We start from the raw sequence: 16,064 nt of genomic DNA, 5'->3' as shown, positions 1-16,064 counted from the left end.
GTGACCGCAGTATTCGGGCAATCAGCCTGTGTGGCGGGGGCGGGAGAGTGGCGGCGTCGGGCGTGGCAGTCGTGTTTGCTGGTGGGGTACGGGGTGTGGTCCCCGGGAGGAGATCGTGATGACGGACCGCGAAGGGTCCCGCTGGGTGCGGGGGCGTACCGCGCTGGTGGCCTTTGTCGTGGTGACGGCGCTGGCGGCGGGCGGGGTGTGGTTCAGCCAGGTGTCGGACCGGGCGTCGGCGGTGGACGCGGCGCCGAAGACGGCGGCGGTGCAGGACGTCAAGGAGGACGCCAAGCAGTCGGGGGGTCTGCCGGGGGTGCGGGACTGCGGTATCGGGGAGCCCGAGGTGAAGCCGCAGGTGATCACGTTGACGTGTGCGGACGCGGGGATGGTGGCGACCGCGATCACGTGGAAGAAGTACGGGGCGCGGGATGCGCTCGGGGTGGGTGTGGTGCAGGTGGAGAAGACCGCCGCCGGTGTGGGGACGGATTCGGGTTTTCCGGCGACGTTCCGGCTGTACAACCCGAAGCCGGTGGACGGCGGGTTGGCGTTCACGGGTCTTGAGGTGACGTACGAGGGGTCGACGCCGCTCGGGGACACGACGGAGATGTACAACCTCGCGTGATGGGGATTCGAGGCCGGATCGCTCTGGCCATTTCGTGTATGACGGCGCTGGCTGTGGTGGTGCTCGGGTTCGCCGTGCACCACATAGCGGATGCGGAGCGGGAGCGTTCGGCGCGGTCGTATCAGGACGACCGGCTGAGTTCGGCGCTGCAGATCTATGAGCGGGACGGGACGCTGGCGCTGGGTGCGCAGCTGGATGACGCGACGTTGCCGGGGCCGTTGCGGGATGCGGTGTTCAAGAACCGTTCGGGGACGTACGTCAGCGGTGGTGAGGATCCGCGGGTGTGGGCGGCGACCGGGGTCGGTGACGGTGCGGGGGGCCGGCCGGCGCGGTCGTTGTCGGTGTCGGCGGCGTATCCGGATGACGATCCGGCGCAGGTGGCGTTGGACCGGGCGTTGTTGATCGCGGGGTGTGGCACGGTCGCGTTGATGGCGGTGGTGTCGTGGTTCGTGGCGCAGCGGTTGTCGCGGCGGTTGCGGCTCAGTGCGGCGGCGGCGCGGCGGATCGCGGCGGGGGAGCCGCCGGATGCGGATGCGCTGGCGAGCAACGGCCGGGACGAGGTGGCGGAGCTGGGCCGGAGTGTGCATCACATGGCGACGTCGTTGGCGGCGCGGGTGGAGGCCGAGCGGGAGTTCACGGCGGATGTGGCGCACGAGTTGCGGACGCCGGTGGCGGGTCTGGTGGCGGCGGCGGAGTTGTTGCCGCAGCCGCGGGCGGTGGAGATGGTCCGGGACCGGGCGCAGGCGATGCGGCGGCTGGTGGAGGATCTTTTGGAGGTGTCGCGGCTGGACGCGGGGGTGGAGCGGGCGGATCTTGACGCTTGTGAGCTGCCGTCGTTGGTGCGGGGGATCGTGAAGCGGGCGGCGCGGCAGCGTGGGGTGGACGAGGTGTCGGTGTCCGTGGAGGGGGAGCCGCGGATCGTGGAGACGGATCGGCGGCGGGTGGAGCGGGTGCTGGTGAATCTGCTGGCGAACGCGGCCAAGCACGGGAAGCCGCCGATCGAGGTGGTGGTGGCCGGGTCGCGGATCGTGGTGCGGGATCACGGGCCGGGTTATCCGGCGGAGTTGTGTGCGGAGGGGCCGCGGCGGTTCCGTACGGCGGCGCCGGAGCGGGGGACCGGGCACGGTCTGGGGTTGACGATCGCGGCGGGGCAGGCGGAGGTGCTGGGGGCGCGGCTGGACTTCGGCGCCGCCGCGGAGGGCGGCGCCGAGGCCGTGCTGGAGTTGCCGGACCGGGCGGCGGTGGGGCTGGCGGTGCCGGCCCCTGGCCTGTGAGGGGTTACAGCCCGAGGTCCTTGATGATCTTGGCGACGTGGCCGGTGGCCTTGACGTTGTAGAGGGCGCGTTCGACCTTGCCGTCCTCGTCGAGGATGACGGTGGAGCGGATGACGCCGGTGACGGTCTTGCCGTAGAGCTTCTTCTCGCCGAAGGCGCCGTAGCTCTCCAGGACGGTCTTGTCGGGGTCGCCGAGGAGGGTGACCTTGAGGTCTTCCTTCTCGCGGAACTTGGCGAGCTTCTCCGGCTTGTCGGGGGAGATGCCGATGACGTCGTAGCCGTGGCCGGTGAGGAAGTCGAGGTTGTCGGTGAAGTCGCAGGCCTGCTTGGTGCAGCCGGGGGTGAGGGCGGCGGGGTAGAAGTAGACGATGACCTTGCGGCCCTTGTGGTCGGCGAGCGAGACCTGCTTGCCGTCCGCGTCGGGCAGGGTGAAGGCGGGGGCGGTGTCGCCGGGCTGCAGTCGCTCGCTCATGGCTCTCCTCGTACGGCGGTGTCAGCGGGATCGGTACGCCTTCGACATTAGCCACCGGCACCGACAGCCGGGGCGTGTGGGGCGTGCAGGGCGCGCGAAACGGGGGTGCTGTGGGGCGCACGCGGGTGTGAGCTGACAGACTGTCCATCATCGAATGGCGCGAGACGACGGAGGCAGCGCGGTGGCGGAGGCCAGGACCCCGGCGCAGATCGAGGCGGACATCGTCCGCAGGCGGCAGGAGCTCGCCGTCACGCTCGACGAGATCGGTGTGCGGCTGCACCCGAAGACGATCATGGGTGAGGCGAAGGCGAAGGCGATGTCGGCGGTGGACCGTACGGCGGGCCGGGCGTATGTGGTCACCCACCGTGCGCTCGCGGACGTGCGGGGGCAGTTGGTGTCGGAGGACGGGGCGCCGCGGCTGGAGCGGATCGTTCCGGTGGCGTTGATCGGGGTGGCCGTGGTGGGGCTGCTGACGCTGCGGGCCAGGCGGCGCGACTGAGCGGCGGGGCCGGTCGGCGCGACCGAGGGGCGCGGTGGAGCCGCCGCGCGGAGGTCGGTGGCCGGGCCGACGCGGGCTGCGGTGCGTGATCGGGGCGCCGGGCCAGGTACGGTCATGGCGTGAGCCCGAATAACACCAAGGACACCCACGACAAGCTGCCGATCCGGATGCTGCACGACCGTGTGCTGGTCCGGACGGACATTCCCGAGGGCGAGCGCCGCTCGTCGGGGGGCATCGTCATTCCCGCGACCGCGGCCGTCGGCCGGCGCCTGGCCTGGGCCGAGGTCGTCGCCGTGGGGCAGAACGTGCGGACCGTCGAGGTGGGCGACCGGGTGCTGTACGACCCGGAGGACCGGGCCGAGGTCGAGGTGCGCGGTGTGGCGTACGTGCTGATGCGCGAGCGGGATCTGCACGCGGTGGCCGCGGAGCGGCTGGAGGGCGCGGACGACGCGACGGGGCTGTACCTGTAGCCGGTGGCGGTGGGTACGCAGGACGAGTGCGGGCGGTGACCGGGGTCACCGCCCGTTCCGCTGTCCGGACCTGCCCGTTTTGCTAGCCTCGAAGGACCCGACGAGACGCGCCGTACCGGGTCAGGACAAGACGACGCACCCCTGTTGAAGCTGAGGTTCACGGAGGTGCCGTCATGGCGTGGGTCCTGCTCGTGGTCGCCGGTCTGCTGGAGGTCGGCTGGTCGATCGGGATGAAGTTCACCGAGGGGTTCACCCGGCTGTGGCCGAGCGTGTTCACCGGTGCGGGCATCGTCGTCAGCATGATGCTGCTGTCGTACGCGGCCCGGACCCTGCCGATCGGTACGGCCTACGGCGTGTGGGTCGGCATCGGGGCGGCCGGTGCCGCGGTGGTCGGGATGGCGGTGCTCGGTGAGCCCGCCACGGCGGCCCGGATCTTCTTCATCTGTCTGCTGCTGGTGGCCGTGGTCGGTCTGAAGGCGACGTCCGGCCACTGACCTGACCCTGCCCCCTTCTCCGGTGCCCGACGTGCGTCACATGCCCCATCGGGCGCGCAGCCGCCGGCTCAGTGCGTCGCCGTCCGGGCCCGCGGTGGGGAACTCCTCCGTGGGCTGGGTGGTCGGCGGGGTCGGGGTCGGGAAGGTGGGGGAGGGCGGCCGGGTGGTCGGCGGGGTGGGCGGGCCGGTGGTCGGGGTGGGCCGGGTCGGGGAGTCGGACGGCCCGGGGGAGGGCGGGGCGGAGTCGCTGGGGGACGGCGACTCGCTGTCGGAGGGTTCCACCGACGGTGAGGGTTCGGCGCCGTCCGCGAGCTGCAGGTCGAAGTCGTGGACCGGGCGGCCGCGCAGGGCGGCCGCGGTGTAGTCGGCCCAGATCTGGGCGGGGAAGTCGCCGCCGTTGACCCGGTCCAGGCCGGCGGCGCCGTACAGCGGCTCCTGTGCGGCGGTCTCCGGGTGCTGGCCGAGGACGGCGACGACGGTGGCCAGGTCGGGGGTGTAGCCGGCGAACCAGGCCGCCTTGTCCTGCTCGGCGGTGCCGGTCTTGCCGGCGGCGGGGCGCCCGGCGGCCTGGGCGGCGGTGCCGGTGCCGCCGTCGACGACGCTGCGCAGGATGGAGGTGGTGGTGTCGGCGGCCTCGCGCGGGATCGCGGTGGTTGTCTCGCGGTCGGGCAGCTCGATCTCCTCCTCGCCCTTGGTGATCTTGCCGATGAGGGTGTACGGGCGGCGTTCGCCGTGCCGGGCGAGGGTGGTGTACGCCTGGGTCATGTCCAGGACGCTGGGGGTGGCGGTGCCCAGGGCGATCGCGCCGCGGGAGGCGGCGAGGCCGGGGGCGTCGGCGGGGATGCCCAGGTCGACGGCGGTGTCCTTGACCTTGTCCGGGCCGACGTCGATGCCCATCTGGGCGTAGACGGCGTTGACGGACTTGTCGGTGGCCTCGGTGACGGTGATCGGCCCGTAGGAGCGGTCGTCCTCGTTGGCGGGCGCGAATCCGGTGGCGTGGCCGTTGCTGACGGTCATCCGCTTGTTGTCGCCGTCGTAGACGGTGTTCGGGGTGATGGGGTCGCCGTCCTGGGTGGTGGCGTGGTGCTGCACGGCGGAGGCGAAGACGAGCGGCTTGAAGGTGGAGCCGACCTGGTAGTCGCGGCGGGTGGCGCTGTTGACGTACTGCCTGGCGTAGTCGATGCCGCCGTAGAGGGCGACGACCCGGCCGGTGCGGACGTCGATGGAGGCGCCGCCGGCGCGGACGTAGCCGTCGGTGGTGCGGGAGTCGTCGAGCCGGTCCATCAAGCGGGTGTCGACGGCGCGCACGAAGGCGTTCTGGCGCCGTCTGTTGAGGGTGGTGGTGATGCGGTAGCCGCCGGCGCGCAGGGTGTCCTCGTCGAGGATGTGGTGGTCGGTGAGGTAGTCCTTGACCGCTTCGACGAGGTAGCCGCGCTGGCCGGTCAGTCCGGGCGAGGTGCGGGCGGGCCGGGGCACCGGGAAGCGCATCGCGGCGCGTTCGCCGGGGCCGAGCCACTTCAGCTTGACCATGCCGTCCAGGACGTAGTTCCAGCGGGCCAGTGCGCGCGGGGTGTTGGCGGGGTGGGCGGTGACGTCGTAGACGCTGGGGGCGTTGAGGAGCGCCGCGAGGTAGGCGCCCTGGGCGGTGGTGAGCTTCGCCGAGTCGACGCCGTAGTAGGCCTGGGCGGCGGCCTGGATGCCGTAGGCGTTGCGGCCGTAGTAGCTGGAGTTGAGGTAGCCCTGGAGGATGTTGTCCTTGCTGACCCGGCGGTCCAGTTTGACGGCGATGAAGAACTCCTTGGCCTTGCGGGTGAGGGTCTGTTCCTGGCCGAGGTAGTAGTTCTTGACGTACTGCTGGGTGATGGTGGAGCCGGACTGCTTGCCCTTGCCGGTGAGGGTGTTCCAGGCGGCCCGCAGCATGGCGGCCGGGTCGACGGCGGACTCGGAGTAGAAGTCGCGGTCCTCGGCGGCGAGCACGGCCTGCTGGACGGACCTGGGCACCTGGCCGAGCGTCACGTTCTGCCGGTTGACGTCACCGTCGCGGGCCAGTTCGGAGCCGTCGGAGTAGAGGTAGACGTTGCTCTGGGCCTTGGCGGCGCTGTTGGCGGGCGGGATGTCGACGAGCAGGTAGCCGGCGATCAGTGCGCCGATGAGGAGCAGCAGGAAGCCCAGCACGGTGCCGAGCACCGTGCGCCAGCTGGGCAGCGCCCGCCGCCAGACTGTGCGATGTCCGCTCATGTCGGTATGGACTCCTCGGCCACCGCCGAGGGTTGTACCGCGGCGGAACGCTCTCGTGTCGGGGGATGTGCACCGTACGCCGGAAAAGCACCTGTTGCCCGTGGGGAAACTTTCGCATCATGTGTCCCGTTCAGCGGGGTTGGCGCGCACCTGTTCCCGCCACCGGACCGGCCGAATGGCGCCCATGGCTCACCCGGACGGGTGGTAATTCGATGGTGCCCGCCGTGCCCACGACTTAGGCTCCGGTGCTTTGCCGTCCGAACGGGAACGAGAACGGGCCGGGTGAGCGTGCGTGTGGTGCGTGGCGGTGGCGGCCGGCAGCTTCCGGCGGTACGCCACCTATCGGGTCGCGACGGCGGCCGGGGTGTTCACCAACACCGTCTTCGGCTTCATCGTGGCGTACACCTTCGTCGCGCTGTGGGCCGAGCGGCCGCATCTGGGCGGCTACGGCCAGGCGCAGGCGCTGACCTTCGTGTGGGTCGCGCAGGCGCTGCTGGCGGCGGCGGCGCTGATGGGCGGCGGCGGCCTGGAGGAGCTGCAGGAGCGGATCCGGACCGGTGACGTCGCGGTGGACCTGTACCGGCCGGCGGACCTGCAGCTGTGGTGGCTGGCCGCGGACCTGGGCCGGGCCGGGATGCAGCTGATCGGCCGCGGGGTGGTGCCGATGGCGGTGGGCGCGCTGGTCTTCCCGCTGGCGCTGCCCGGGGACGCGCTGACCTGGGGCTGGTTCCTGCTGTCGGTGCTGCTGGGCATCGTGGTCAGCTTCGGGCTGCGCTATCTGGTGGCGCTGGCGTCGTTCTGGCTGCTGGACGGCTCGGGGCTGTCCCTGATCAGCGGGCTGGCCTGCATGTTCTTCTCCGGGATGCTGCTGCCGCTGCGGGTCTTCCCCGGCGGCTTCGGGGAGGTGGTCCAGTTGCTGCCGTGGGCGGCGATCCTCCAGGTGCCGGCCGATGTGCTGATCGGCGCGCGCAGCGGCGGCGCGCTGCTGCGCGGGCTGGTGTTCCAGGCGGCGTGGGGGGCGGCGCTGCTGGCGCTGGGGCGGCTGGTGCAGTCCGCGGCGACCCGCCGGGTGGTGGTGCACGGTGGCTGACGACGGCGGGCGGCCCGCGGCGGGCCGGGACGGGTGGCGGGCGGCCGCGGCCCAGGGGCTGTACGCGTACGGGCTGATCGTGCGGATGTGGGTGCGCTCGACGCTCGCCTACCGGGCCTCGTTCGTGATGATGGCGGTCGGCAACTTCGCCGCCTGCGCACTGGACTTCGTCGCGATCCTGCTGATGTTCTCGCGGATCGACGCGCTGGGCGGCTTCTCGTTGCCCGAAGTGGCCTTCCTGTACGGCACGTCCGGGCTGTCGCTGGGCCTCGCCGACCTGCTGCTGGGCAGCATGGACCGGCTGGGCCGGCGGGTGCGCGACGGCACCCTCGACGTCCTGCTGTTGCGCCCGGCCCCGGTGTTCGCGCAGGTCGCCGCCGACCGGTTCGCGCTGCGCCGGCTCGGCCGGATCTCCCAGGCGCTGCTGGTGCTCGGCTGGTCGGTGACCCGGCTGGAGGTGGACTGGACGGTGGGGCGGGTGCTGCTGGTGGTGCTGATGGCGGTCTGCGGTACGGCGATCTTCGGGGCGGTCTTCACCACCGGTGCCGCCTTCCAGTTCTGGGCGCAGGACGCCGCCGAGGTGCAGAACTCCTTCACCTACGGCGGCAACGCGCTGCTGCAGTACCCGCCGAAAGTGTTCGCCAAGGACCTGGTGCGCGGCGTCACCTTCGTCGTCCCGCTGGCCTTCGTCAACTGGCTGCCCGCCCTGCGCCTGCTGGGCCGCCCCGACCCGCTCGGCCTGCCCGGCTGGGTGGACTTCCTCGGCCCCGCCGTGGCCGCCCTGATGTGCGCGGGCGCGGCGCTGGCCTGGCGGTACGGCCTGCGCGGCTACCGCAGCACCGGCAGCTGACGGCCCGTCGGTCCACGTTCCCCTACGACGTCCAACTCCCCGAAAGGAAGCGCAGGATGACGGACCCCGCCGGCACCGACCCGGAGCCGCTGATCGACGTCCGCGGCCTCGAGAAGGTCTTCACGGTACGGCGCAAGGCGGGCCGGCTGCGCCGGGTGCGCGAGGAGGTGCGGGCCGTCGACGGCATCACCTTCCAGGTGCCGCGCGGTGAGATGGTCGGCTACATCGGCCCGAACGGCGCCGGCAAGTCCACCACCATCAAGATGCTGACCGGCATCCTGGTGCCCAGCGGCGGCCGGCTGCGGATCGCCGGGATCGACCCCGCCCGCGAGCGGACCCGGCTCGCCCGCCGGATCGGGGTGGTCTTCGGCCAGCGCACCACCCTGTGGTGGGACCTGCCGCTCGCGGACTCCTACGAGCTGGTGCGCCGGATGTACCGCATCCCCGACGCCGTCTACCGCGCCAACCTGGCGCGCTGCGTCGAACTGCTCGACCTGGCCCCGCTGCTGGCCGTACCCGTGCGGCAGCTCTCCCTCGGGCAGCGGATGCGCGGCGACATCGCGGCGGCCCTGCTGCACGACCCGGAGGTGCTCTACCTCGACGAGCCGACCATCGGGCTCGACGTCATCAGCAAGGCGAAGGTGCGGGAGTTCGTCCGCGAGGTGAACGCCGAGCGGGGCACCACGGTCCTGCTCACCACCCACGACCTGACCGACATCGAGCAGCTGTGCCGTCGGGTGATGGTCATCGACCACGGCCGGCTGGTCTACGACGGCGCGCTGGACGGGCTGCGCGCGGCGGCCGACGGCGAACGCACCCTCGTGGTCGACCTGGAACGCGAACTGCCGCCCATCGACGGCGTTCCCGGCGCCCGTACGGTCCGGGTGGAGGGCCCCCGGCAGTGGCTGGTGTTCCCGGCGGCGCAGAGCGCCGCGCCGCTGGTCACCGCGGTCGCCGAGCGCTATCCGCTGGTGGACCTGTCCTTGCGCGAACCGGACGTCGAGTCGCTGATCGCGGAGCTGTACGCCCGCGGCGCGACCGGCACCGAGCCCGGCCGCCGCACGCCGGACGGCCAGGGCGCCCCGGCTTGAGGAGGCGAGGCGGGACGGGAGGGCTACGCATCGGCCCGCCGCCCGCCACCGCCACTTACCCTGTCCGTATGACTGACGACCTCCCGGCGCCGCGGGCCTCCGCCGCCGAGTTGCGTGCCTCCGACGCCGACCGTGACCGGGTCGCCGAGATCCTGCGGGACGCCCTCGCGGAGGGGCGGCTGGAGATGGCGGAGTTCGACGAACGGCTGGAAGCCGCCTATCTGGCCCGTACGTACGGGGAGTTGGCGCCGCTCACCGCCGACCTGCCGGCCGCGACGGCACCCGCCCCCGCACCGTCGGCCCCCGTGTCGCTGCGCAAGGACACCGCCGCGGTGGGCTCCTGGGCCGGCCGGATCGTCAGCGACGCCCGCGGCTCGACGAAGGGCCTGGCGGTCCTGGGCGGCTTCCAGCGCAAGGGCCGCTGGACGATCGGCCGCCGCTTCACCGCGGTCTGCTGCATGGGCGGCGGGGAGATCGACCTGCGCGAGGCCGACTTCGCCGCGTCGGAGGTCGTGATCGACTGCTGGGCGTTCATGGGCGGCGTGAACGTCGTCGTGCCGCCGGGCGTCGAGGTCGACGTACGCGGGCTGGGCATCATGGGCGGCTTCGACTCCCACGAGGACGGCGTCCCCGGCGACCCCGGCGCCCCGCGGGTGATCGTCCGGGGCCTGGCGCTGATGGGCGGCGTCGGCGTCGAGCGCAAACTGCCCGCCTCCGAAAAGCGCCGCCTGAAGGAGGAACGCCGCCGCCTGAAGTCCGAGGACCGCGCCCGCCGCAAGGAACTCGGCTGACCCCGGCGGCCTTTCAGGGCCCGCCCGGCGGGGAGGTGACCACCCGGACGGCGCATCGTGCCGGGACAGGTGTTACAGCGACGCCGGGGCGGACTGCCTGAGGAGGTCGAGGTCGACCGTGTGGGCCATGGCGCGGTAGCCCTCGTCGCTCGGGTGGAGGTGGTCGCCGGAGTCGTAGACGGGGCGGAGGCGGACCGGGGCGGCGGGGTCGCGGAGGGCCTTGTCGAAGTCGACGACCTGGTCGTAGACGGTGCCGGAGCGGATGATGCGGTTGACCCGTTCGCGGACCGAGTTCAGCTGGGCGGAGTAACCGCGGTGTCCGCCGAACGGCGTAAGGGTGGAGCCGGTGACGCGCAGGCCGCGGGCGTGCGCGTCCCGGACGATCTGCCGCATGCCGGCGACGATCTTCTGCGGGTCGAGCTGGCGCGGGGACTTGAACAGGTCGTTCAGGCCGATCTCGACGATCACCGCCTTCACACCGGTGCGGGAGAGCGCGTCGCGGTCGAGGCGGGACAGCACGCTGGGGCCGTTGTTCGGTGAGAAGCGGCTGCCGTTGACCAGCAGGCGGTTGCCGCTGATGCCCTGGTTGAGGACGCCGTAGCGGGGTGCGCCGGGCTCGTTGCGCAGCCGGGCGGCCAGGAAGTCCGTCCAGCGGTGGTTGGCGCCGGCCGTGGAGGTGATGCCGTCGGTGATCGAGTCGCCGATGGCGACCACCGAGCCCTGCGCCTCGGTGCTCCACACGTCGACCCCGGTCAGATAGCGCCAGTAGGGGCTCTGCTCGGTGTAGGCGGCGCCGGTGCCGTCCTCGGCGCGGTCGCCGCGCGCCAGGTAGGAGGTCTGGCGGGCGTACGGGTGGTAGGTGGCCGGGCCGGACGGGGAGGGGGAGTACGTGGTGACCAGGAGGTCCGCGTCGCCGGGGACCTTCAGCCGGGTCGGGTCGCTGGTGACCGCGCCGCCCGCGGGGATGGTCACCGCGGGTTTGCCGCCGAAGGACAGCCGGCGCATCGTGCCGTCCGCGGCGGTCGGGTCACTGGGGGCCGCGGCCAGGGCCACCGAGGCGTGGCTGACCACCAGCGGCCGGGTGCCGTAGAGGTTGGAGAGCTGGATGCGGACGCCGGAGCCGCCGACGCTGGTGTGCACGACGTTGCGTATCGACATCCCCGCGTAGCCGTCCAGCGTGCCGGGCTCGGCCGCCGCCGCGGCCGCCGACCAGGTGCCGACCCACTGCCCGGAAACCGCCGGTGCGGCGGGATCGCGCGGTTTGTGCGGGGAGCTGCCCGGCCCGCCGTCCTCACCGCCGAAGCCGGCGAATATCGCGGTCGAGATCAGCACCACCACTGCCGCCAGGCCGGCGAGCAGGGCGTAACCCACACTTTTCTTCATGCGGGAGGGGTCTCCTGGGGAAAGCGGAGCTCCAGGCTCCGGGCGGGCAAGGGCAGCGGGTGGGCAGCGGCACCGTTGGCGTCCGGTCGGTCCCCCATGATCCCACGGACCTCCTGGGAGCCGCCCGGCGCCCCGCTCGGTGCCGCCCCCGGCGGGTGCCGGGAACTCGTGGTTGGCTCCGGGAGTAGGTCACAGTGGGACATACGGCCGGACCGGTGGCCGGACCCGCGGCGCAGCATAGGCCGTGGGAGTGGTGGGGGGCACGGCGGGAGCGGTGAAGCGGATGGAACGCACGAGAACGGACAGGGCGTCGGCGGGGGACGCGGCGCCGCGCGGCCCGGTGGCGCCGGCCGGCGGCTTCGTCTACGGTGCCGCCGACGAGGAGCGGCGGCACGCCGTACGCCGGATGAAGGCGCTGGCCACCGGTCTGCTGCTGGCCGTCGCGCTGGTCTACGCCCTGGCGACGTGGGCCGGCCGCGCGGGTGCGGGCGGCTGGACCGGGTTCGTCGCGGCGGCCGCGGAGGCCGGCATGGTCGGTGCGCTGGCCGACTGGTTCGCGGTCACCGCACTGTTCAAACGGCCCATGGGACTACCGATCCCGCACACCGCCATCATCCCCACGAAAAAGGACCAACTCGGACAGAGCCTGGGGGATTTCGTCGGTGAGAACTTTCTCTCCGCCGAGGTCGTCCGCCGCCGGCTGCGGTCCGTGGGCATCGGCCGCCGCCTCGGCGGCTGGCTCGCCGAGCCGCGGAACGCGGACCGGGTCACCGCCGAACTCTCCACCGCGCTGCGCGGCGCGCTGACCGTACTGCGCGACTCCGATGTCCAGGCGGTGGTCGGCGAGGCGATCACCCGCCGCGCCGACGCCCAGGAGATCGCGCCCGGCCTCGGCACCATGCTGGAGAAGGTCGTCGCCGAGGGCGGCCACCGGCGGGTGGTGGACCTCGTCGTCGCCCGCGCCCACGACTGGCTCGTCGAACACGGCGACTCCGTCATGGCGGCGGTCTCCGGCGGCGCCCCCGGATGGACGCCCCGGTTCGTCGACCGCAAGGTGGGTGACCGGGTCTACAAGGAACTGCTGCGCTTCGTCACCGAGATGCGGGACATGCCCGAGCACCCCGCCCGCGCCGCCATCGACCGCTTCCTGCGGGACTTCGCGGACGACCTGCAGACCGATCCGGACACCAGGAGCCGGGTCGAGCACCTGAAGTCCGAGGTCCTCGGCCGCGGCGAGGTCCAGGACCTGATCGCCTCCGCCTGGGCCGCGGTCCGCGAGATGATCGTCGCCGCCGCGGAGGACGAACACAGCGAACTCCGCCTCCGGGTACGGGCCGCACTGCTCTCCCTGGGCCGCCGGCTGTCCGACGAGGAGCGGCTGCAGGCCAAGGTGGACGGCTGGCTGGAGGGCGCGGCGGTCTACGTCGTGACGACGTACCAGCACGAGATCACGTCCCTGATCACCGACACGGTGGCCGGCTGGGACGCCACCCACACGTCCCGCAAGATCGAGGCCCACATCGGCCGCGACCTCCAATTCATCCGCATCAACGGCACGGTGGTGGGAGCGCTGGCGGGCCTGGCCATTTACACCGTTTCACATGTGTTTGGCTGACTTCCCACGTAGCCGTCTGTCCCGCCGCGGGTCGTCTCGCCGTTGCGCCTGGCGGCGGGCGTTTGTGTGTCGGGTGCGGTGCCGGCCCTCCGGACTTCGTCCTCCGGTCCAGCCCCTCCCGTGAGTGGGAGTTTCTCAGCTGGTTGGGGGCGTGCGTAATCCGTTGCCTGCGCGCACGCAGGCATTACCTGCACCCCCACCGTCCTTCACTTCTCCTCTCACGGGAGGGGACGGGCCGGAGGGGCCGGTTGTGTGGACGTAAAGCGTCAGCAGTCCACACAACCGGCCCCGGAGGCCCGTCACCGCACCCACAAACCACCCAGCCCGCCGCAGGCGCAACGGCGAGACGACCCGCGGCGGGACGGCCAAGTACGTGAGGCCCTACCCTCACCCCGTGAAACAGAGACCGCGCCACCCGGCGCTGACATGGCTGCTGCTGCCCTACGTCCTCTTCCTCGCGGTGCTGCCGGCGGCGAACCGTGTGGCGCCGACCGTGTTGGGGCTGCCGTTCCTGTTCTTCTGGATGCTGGTGGCGACGCTCGCCACCCCGCTGGCCGTGTGGCTGGCGCGGCGCGGTGACCGGGCGCGGGGCCGGGGCGGTGAGGGGGCGTGAACGCGACCGTCTCCACCGCCCTGTTCGGCGGGTTCATGGTCGTCACCGTCGTGCTCGGGCTGCTGGCCGTCCGGGGCCGGGGCTCCGGCGGCGGGCTCGCCGAGTGGTCCGTGGGCGGCCGCAGTCTCGGCACCGTCTTCATCTGGGTGCTGATGGCCGGCGAGAGCTACACCAGCTTCAGCTACCTCGGCGCGGCCGGCTGGGGCTACAACTTCGGTGCGCCGGTGCTCTATGTGGTGGCGTACATGTCCTGCGGCTACGCACTCGGGTACGTCGTCGGGCCGATGCTGTGGGCCTACGCCCGCCGGCACGGCCTCGTCGGGATCACCGACATCGTCGCCCACCGCTACCGCCGGCCCTGGCTGGGCGCCGCGGTCGCGGTCCTGGCGACGGTGTGCCTGCTGCCGTACATCCAGCTGCAGATCACCGGCATGGGCGTGGTCGTCTCGACCATCTCGTACGGGACGATCAGCCTCAACTGGGCGTATTTCCTGGGGTTCGCGGTGACCTGCGGGTTCGTCGTGGTCAGCGGGCTGCGCGGCAGCGCCTGGGTGTCGGTGCTCAAGGACGTCCTCGTCATCGCCACCCTCGGCTTCCTCGTGGTGTACGTGCCGCTGCACTACTTCGCCGGTTACGGGGAGTTCCTGCACCGGGTCACCGCCGAGAAGGCGCAGTGGCTGACGTTCCCGGGGCACGGCTCGGGCGGGCTGGGGCAGGTCTGGTTCGTCACCACCACCGTCGTCAACTCCCTCACCGTCGTGATCTTCCCGACGACCGTGGCGGGCTACCTCGGTGCCCGCAACGCCGAGGCGCTGCGCCGCAACGCGATGTATCTGCCGTTCTACAACGTGCTGTTGTTCGTGCCGATGCTGCTGGGGCTGGCGGCGCTGTTCGTGGTGCCGGGGCTGACCGGCGCGGATTCCAATCTCGCGTTGTTCAAGCTGGTGGTGGACTCCCTTCCGGCCTGGGCCGTGGGCCTGATCGGGGTGGCCGCGGCGCTCTCCTCCATCGTGCCGATGGCCGTGTTCATGCTGGTCATCGGCACGATGTGGGGGAGGAGCGTGCTGGGTGCGGTACCGCGCCTGGCGACCCGGCAGAAGCTGTGGTCGCAGGTGGTCGTGGTGGCGGCCGGTGCGCTGGCCCTGGTGCTGACGTACACCGCCCCGAACACCCTGGTCCGGCTGTCGCTGATCTCGTACGAGGGCATGGCGCAGCTCGTGCCGATGTTGCTGCTGGGGCTGGTGTGGCGGCGGCTGACGTGGCTCGCCGCGGTGAGCGGCCTGGTGGCGGGGTTCGCTCTGGTCTGTGTCCTGGTCTTCGGGGGACACGACCCGGTGTGGGGGATGAACGCGGGGCTCGTCGGGCTCGCGGTGAATCTGGCCGTGGCGCTGGCGGTCACCTGGCTCGGGCCGCGGGAGGCGGACGACCGGCCGGACGCCGAGGTGCTGGCGGTGGACGACGAGTTCCCGGAGGGGGAGGCCGAACCGGTCAGGGCGTCGTCGTGAGCTTCTTGCCGTCCTTGGAGACCGCGAACCACAGGCCCATCTTGCCCTGGCCGTTGATGTCGCCGGGCTGCTTGTCGCCGGTGAAGGTGTAGACGGGCCAGCAGTCGACGGCCAGCTGGCGGATGCCGTCGGGGCGGGTGACGGTGGAGATGAGCTTGGGGGCGATGCCCTTCAGCTTGGAGCGGTCGGCGGGTTTGGCGGGCTTCCAGGTGTCCAGGCAGGCGTCGTTGCAGCCGAACTTCATCGGCCAGGCGCTGTCCTTGTTGAAGCGGTAGAGGGTCATGCCGTTGCCGTCGACGAGGATCTGGCCGAGCTCGGGCTGGTTGAGCACCGAGACGTCCGTGGGCTCCTGGTCGACCGCCTTCTTGCCCTCGGCGGTCAGCGCGTTCCAGGTGCCGCCGACGCCCTGGCCCTTGGTGTCGCCGGCCTTGGTGTCCTTGGCGTAGCGGTAGGCGGGCCAGCCGCCGATGGTCAGCTGTTTGGTGCCGTCGGCGCGGGTGACCGAGCCCAGTGCGCTCTTGGCGATGCCCGCGGGGGCCGAGGAGCCGTCGGCCGGCACCGGGGGCCAGGCGGTGGCGCAGGAGCCGGAGCAGTTGGACTTCGGCGGCTCGGCGGTGTCCTTGTCGAAGCGGTAGAGCGTCATGCCCTTGGAGTCGGTGACGATCGGGCCGAGCTTGGCGTCCTGGTGCAGCGCCAGCGTCCCGGCGCTGGGCCCGGTCGCCGCGGACTTGCCGCTGTCCCCGCCCGCCTGCCCGCCGTATCCGTCGGTGCCCTGTCCGGAGCCGGAGGAGCCGTAGCCGTAGGCGTTGGTGCCCTGGCCGGCGGGCTGGACGTTGTCGGTGGTGGTCGTTCCGGCGCTCTGGTTGTCGCTGCTGCCGCAGGCGGCGGTGAGCGCCAGGGTGGCGACCGCGGCGGCCGCGAGTCCCGCACGACGTCGAGTGATCATTGTGTCTCCAATGCCGTTGGGCGAAGTCGATGGGTGAGGTGGTGCGTTGCTTGCCGGTCGGTTGCCGTCGCCCGGGGATACGGCCTGCGGGGCGTCCGGCGTTCAAGC

Annotated in this window: 16 protein-coding genes and 1 riboswitch; of the genes, 12 read left to right on the top strand and 4 right to left on the bottom strand. The window is 72.1% G+C overall.

Features of this window, described 5'->3' with window-relative positions; genetic code table 11:
* Positions 1-118 precede the first annotated feature (118 nt).
* Positions 119-625, top strand: coding sequence for a hypothetical protein (locus V2J85_RS28370; RefSeq protein WP_261951221.1), 507 nt, complete (start codon positions 119-121; stop codon positions 623-625).
* A 38-nt stretch (positions 626-663) separates the two neighbouring features.
* Positions 664-1,899, top strand: coding sequence for a sensor histidine kinase (locus V2J85_RS28365; RefSeq protein ID WP_261951222.1), 1,236 nt, complete (start codon positions 664-666; stop codon positions 1,897-1,899).
* 4 nt (positions 1,900-1,903) lie between these two features.
* Here V2J85_RS28365 and bcp read toward each other — a convergent pair whose 3' ends face one another.
* A complete protein-coding gene (gene bcp, locus V2J85_RS28360) occupies positions 1,904-2,371 on the bottom strand; it encodes a thioredoxin-dependent thiol peroxidase (RefSeq protein ID WP_261951223.1) in 468 nt (155 codons plus the stop codon).
* 181 nt (positions 2,372-2,552) lie between these two features.
* On the opposite strand from bcp, the gene V2J85_RS28355 reads away from it, so the two are divergent.
* From V2J85_RS28355 to V2J85_RS28345, 3 genes are all read left to right on the top strand, one after another.
* Complete coding sequence (locus V2J85_RS28355; RefSeq protein WP_030805917.1) at positions 2,553-2,870, top strand: DUF3618 domain-containing protein; 318 nt, start codon at positions 2,553-2,555, stop codon at positions 2,868-2,870.
* A 167-nt stretch (positions 2,871-3,037) separates the two neighbouring features.
* Complete coding sequence (locus V2J85_RS28350; RefSeq protein ID WP_051798423.1) at positions 3,038-3,340, top strand: GroES family chaperonin; 303 nt, start codon at positions 3,038-3,040, stop codon at positions 3,338-3,340.
* A 72-nt stretch (positions 3,341-3,412) separates the two neighbouring features.
* Positions 3,413-3,480, top strand: a riboswitch (guanidine-III (ykkC-III) riboswitch).
* 33 nt (positions 3,481-3,513) lie between these two features.
* Positions 3,514-3,834, top strand: a complete 321-nt coding sequence (locus V2J85_RS28345) for a DMT family transporter (RefSeq protein WP_261951224.1) — start codon at positions 3,514-3,516, stop codon at positions 3,832-3,834.
* Positions 3,835-3,870: 36 nt separating this feature from the next.
* On the opposite strand, the gene V2J85_RS28340 is transcribed toward V2J85_RS28345, so the two are convergent.
* Positions 3,871-6,072: a transglycosylase domain-containing protein gene (locus V2J85_RS28340; RefSeq protein WP_261951225.1), complete on the bottom strand. Its 2,202-nt coding sequence runs from the start codon at positions 6,070-6,072 to the stop codon at positions 3,871-3,873.
* 292 nt (positions 6,073-6,364) lie between these two features.
* Between V2J85_RS28340 and V2J85_RS28335 the strand changes: the two genes are divergently transcribed.
* The 4 genes from V2J85_RS28335 to V2J85_RS28320 all read left to right on the top strand — a co-directional run bounded on the left by V2J85_RS28335 (position 6,365) and on the right by V2J85_RS28320 (position 9,894).
* Positions 6,365-7,162, top strand: a complete 798-nt coding sequence (locus V2J85_RS28335) for an ABC transporter permease (RefSeq protein WP_261951226.1) — start codon at positions 6,365-6,367, stop codon at positions 7,160-7,162.
* An 85-nt stretch (positions 7,163-7,247) separates the two neighbouring features.
* Positions 7,248-8,012 (top strand): ABC transporter permease, encoded by a 765-nt coding sequence (locus V2J85_RS28330; RefSeq protein ID WP_330823150.1) that lies wholly within the window; start codon positions 7,248-7,250, stop codon positions 8,010-8,012.
* Between the two features lie 56 nt (positions 8,013-8,068).
* The gene (locus V2J85_RS28325; RefSeq protein ID WP_261951227.1) at positions 8,069-9,103 is read left to right on the top strand and encodes an ABC transporter ATP-binding protein; all 1,035 of its coding nucleotides are present in this window, start codon (positions 8,069-8,071) and stop codon (positions 9,101-9,103) included.
* Positions 9,104-9,171: 68 nt separating this feature from the next.
* Positions 9,172-9,894, top strand: a complete 723-nt coding sequence (locus V2J85_RS28320; protein WP_261951228.1) for a DUF1707 SHOCT-like domain-containing protein — start codon at positions 9,172-9,174, stop codon at positions 9,892-9,894.
* Positions 9,895-9,966: 72 nt separating this feature from the next.
* Here V2J85_RS28320 and V2J85_RS28315 read toward each other — a convergent pair whose 3' ends face one another.
* A complete protein-coding gene (locus V2J85_RS28315) occupies positions 9,967-11,277 on the bottom strand; it encodes an SGNH/GDSL hydrolase family protein (RefSeq protein ID WP_330823127.1) in 1,311 nt (436 codons plus the stop codon).
* Positions 11,278-11,560: 283 nt separating this feature from the next.
* On the opposite strand from V2J85_RS28315, the gene V2J85_RS28310 reads away from it, so the two are divergent.
* The 3 genes from V2J85_RS28310 to V2J85_RS28300 all read left to right on the top strand — a co-directional run bounded on the left by V2J85_RS28310 (position 11,561) and on the right by V2J85_RS28300 (position 15,010).
* Positions 11,561-12,892, top strand: coding sequence for a DUF445 domain-containing protein (locus V2J85_RS28310; protein WP_261951230.1), 1,332 nt, complete (start codon positions 11,561-11,563; stop codon positions 12,890-12,892).
* A gap of 394 nt (positions 12,893-13,286) precedes the next feature.
* Complete coding sequence (locus V2J85_RS28305; RefSeq protein ID WP_261951231.1) at positions 13,287-13,505, top strand: DUF3311 domain-containing protein; 219 nt, start codon at positions 13,287-13,289, stop codon at positions 13,503-13,505.
* Positions 13,502-15,010: a sodium:solute symporter family protein gene (locus V2J85_RS28300; protein WP_330823126.1), complete on the top strand. Its 1,509-nt coding sequence runs from the start codon at positions 13,502-13,504 to the stop codon at positions 15,008-15,010. Before V2J85_RS28305 ends, V2J85_RS28300 begins: the two co-directional genes overlap by 4 nt.
* Here V2J85_RS28300 and V2J85_RS28295 read toward each other — a convergent pair.
* Complete coding sequence (locus V2J85_RS28295) at positions 14,994-15,956, bottom strand: SCO0930 family lipoprotein (protein WP_261951233.1); 963 nt, start codon at positions 15,954-15,956, stop codon at positions 14,994-14,996. The genes V2J85_RS28300 and V2J85_RS28295 overlap by 17 nt on opposite strands.
* Between the last annotated feature and the right edge of the window lie 108 nt (positions 15,957-16,064).

The organism is Streptomyces bugieae (assembly GCF_036352915.1).
GTDB lineage: Bacteria > Actinomycetota > Actinomycetes > Streptomycetales > Streptomycetaceae > Streptomyces > Streptomyces endophytica.
Note: the sequence above shows the minus strand (reverse complement) of the source record. Positions and strands in the feature narration are given on the sequence as shown.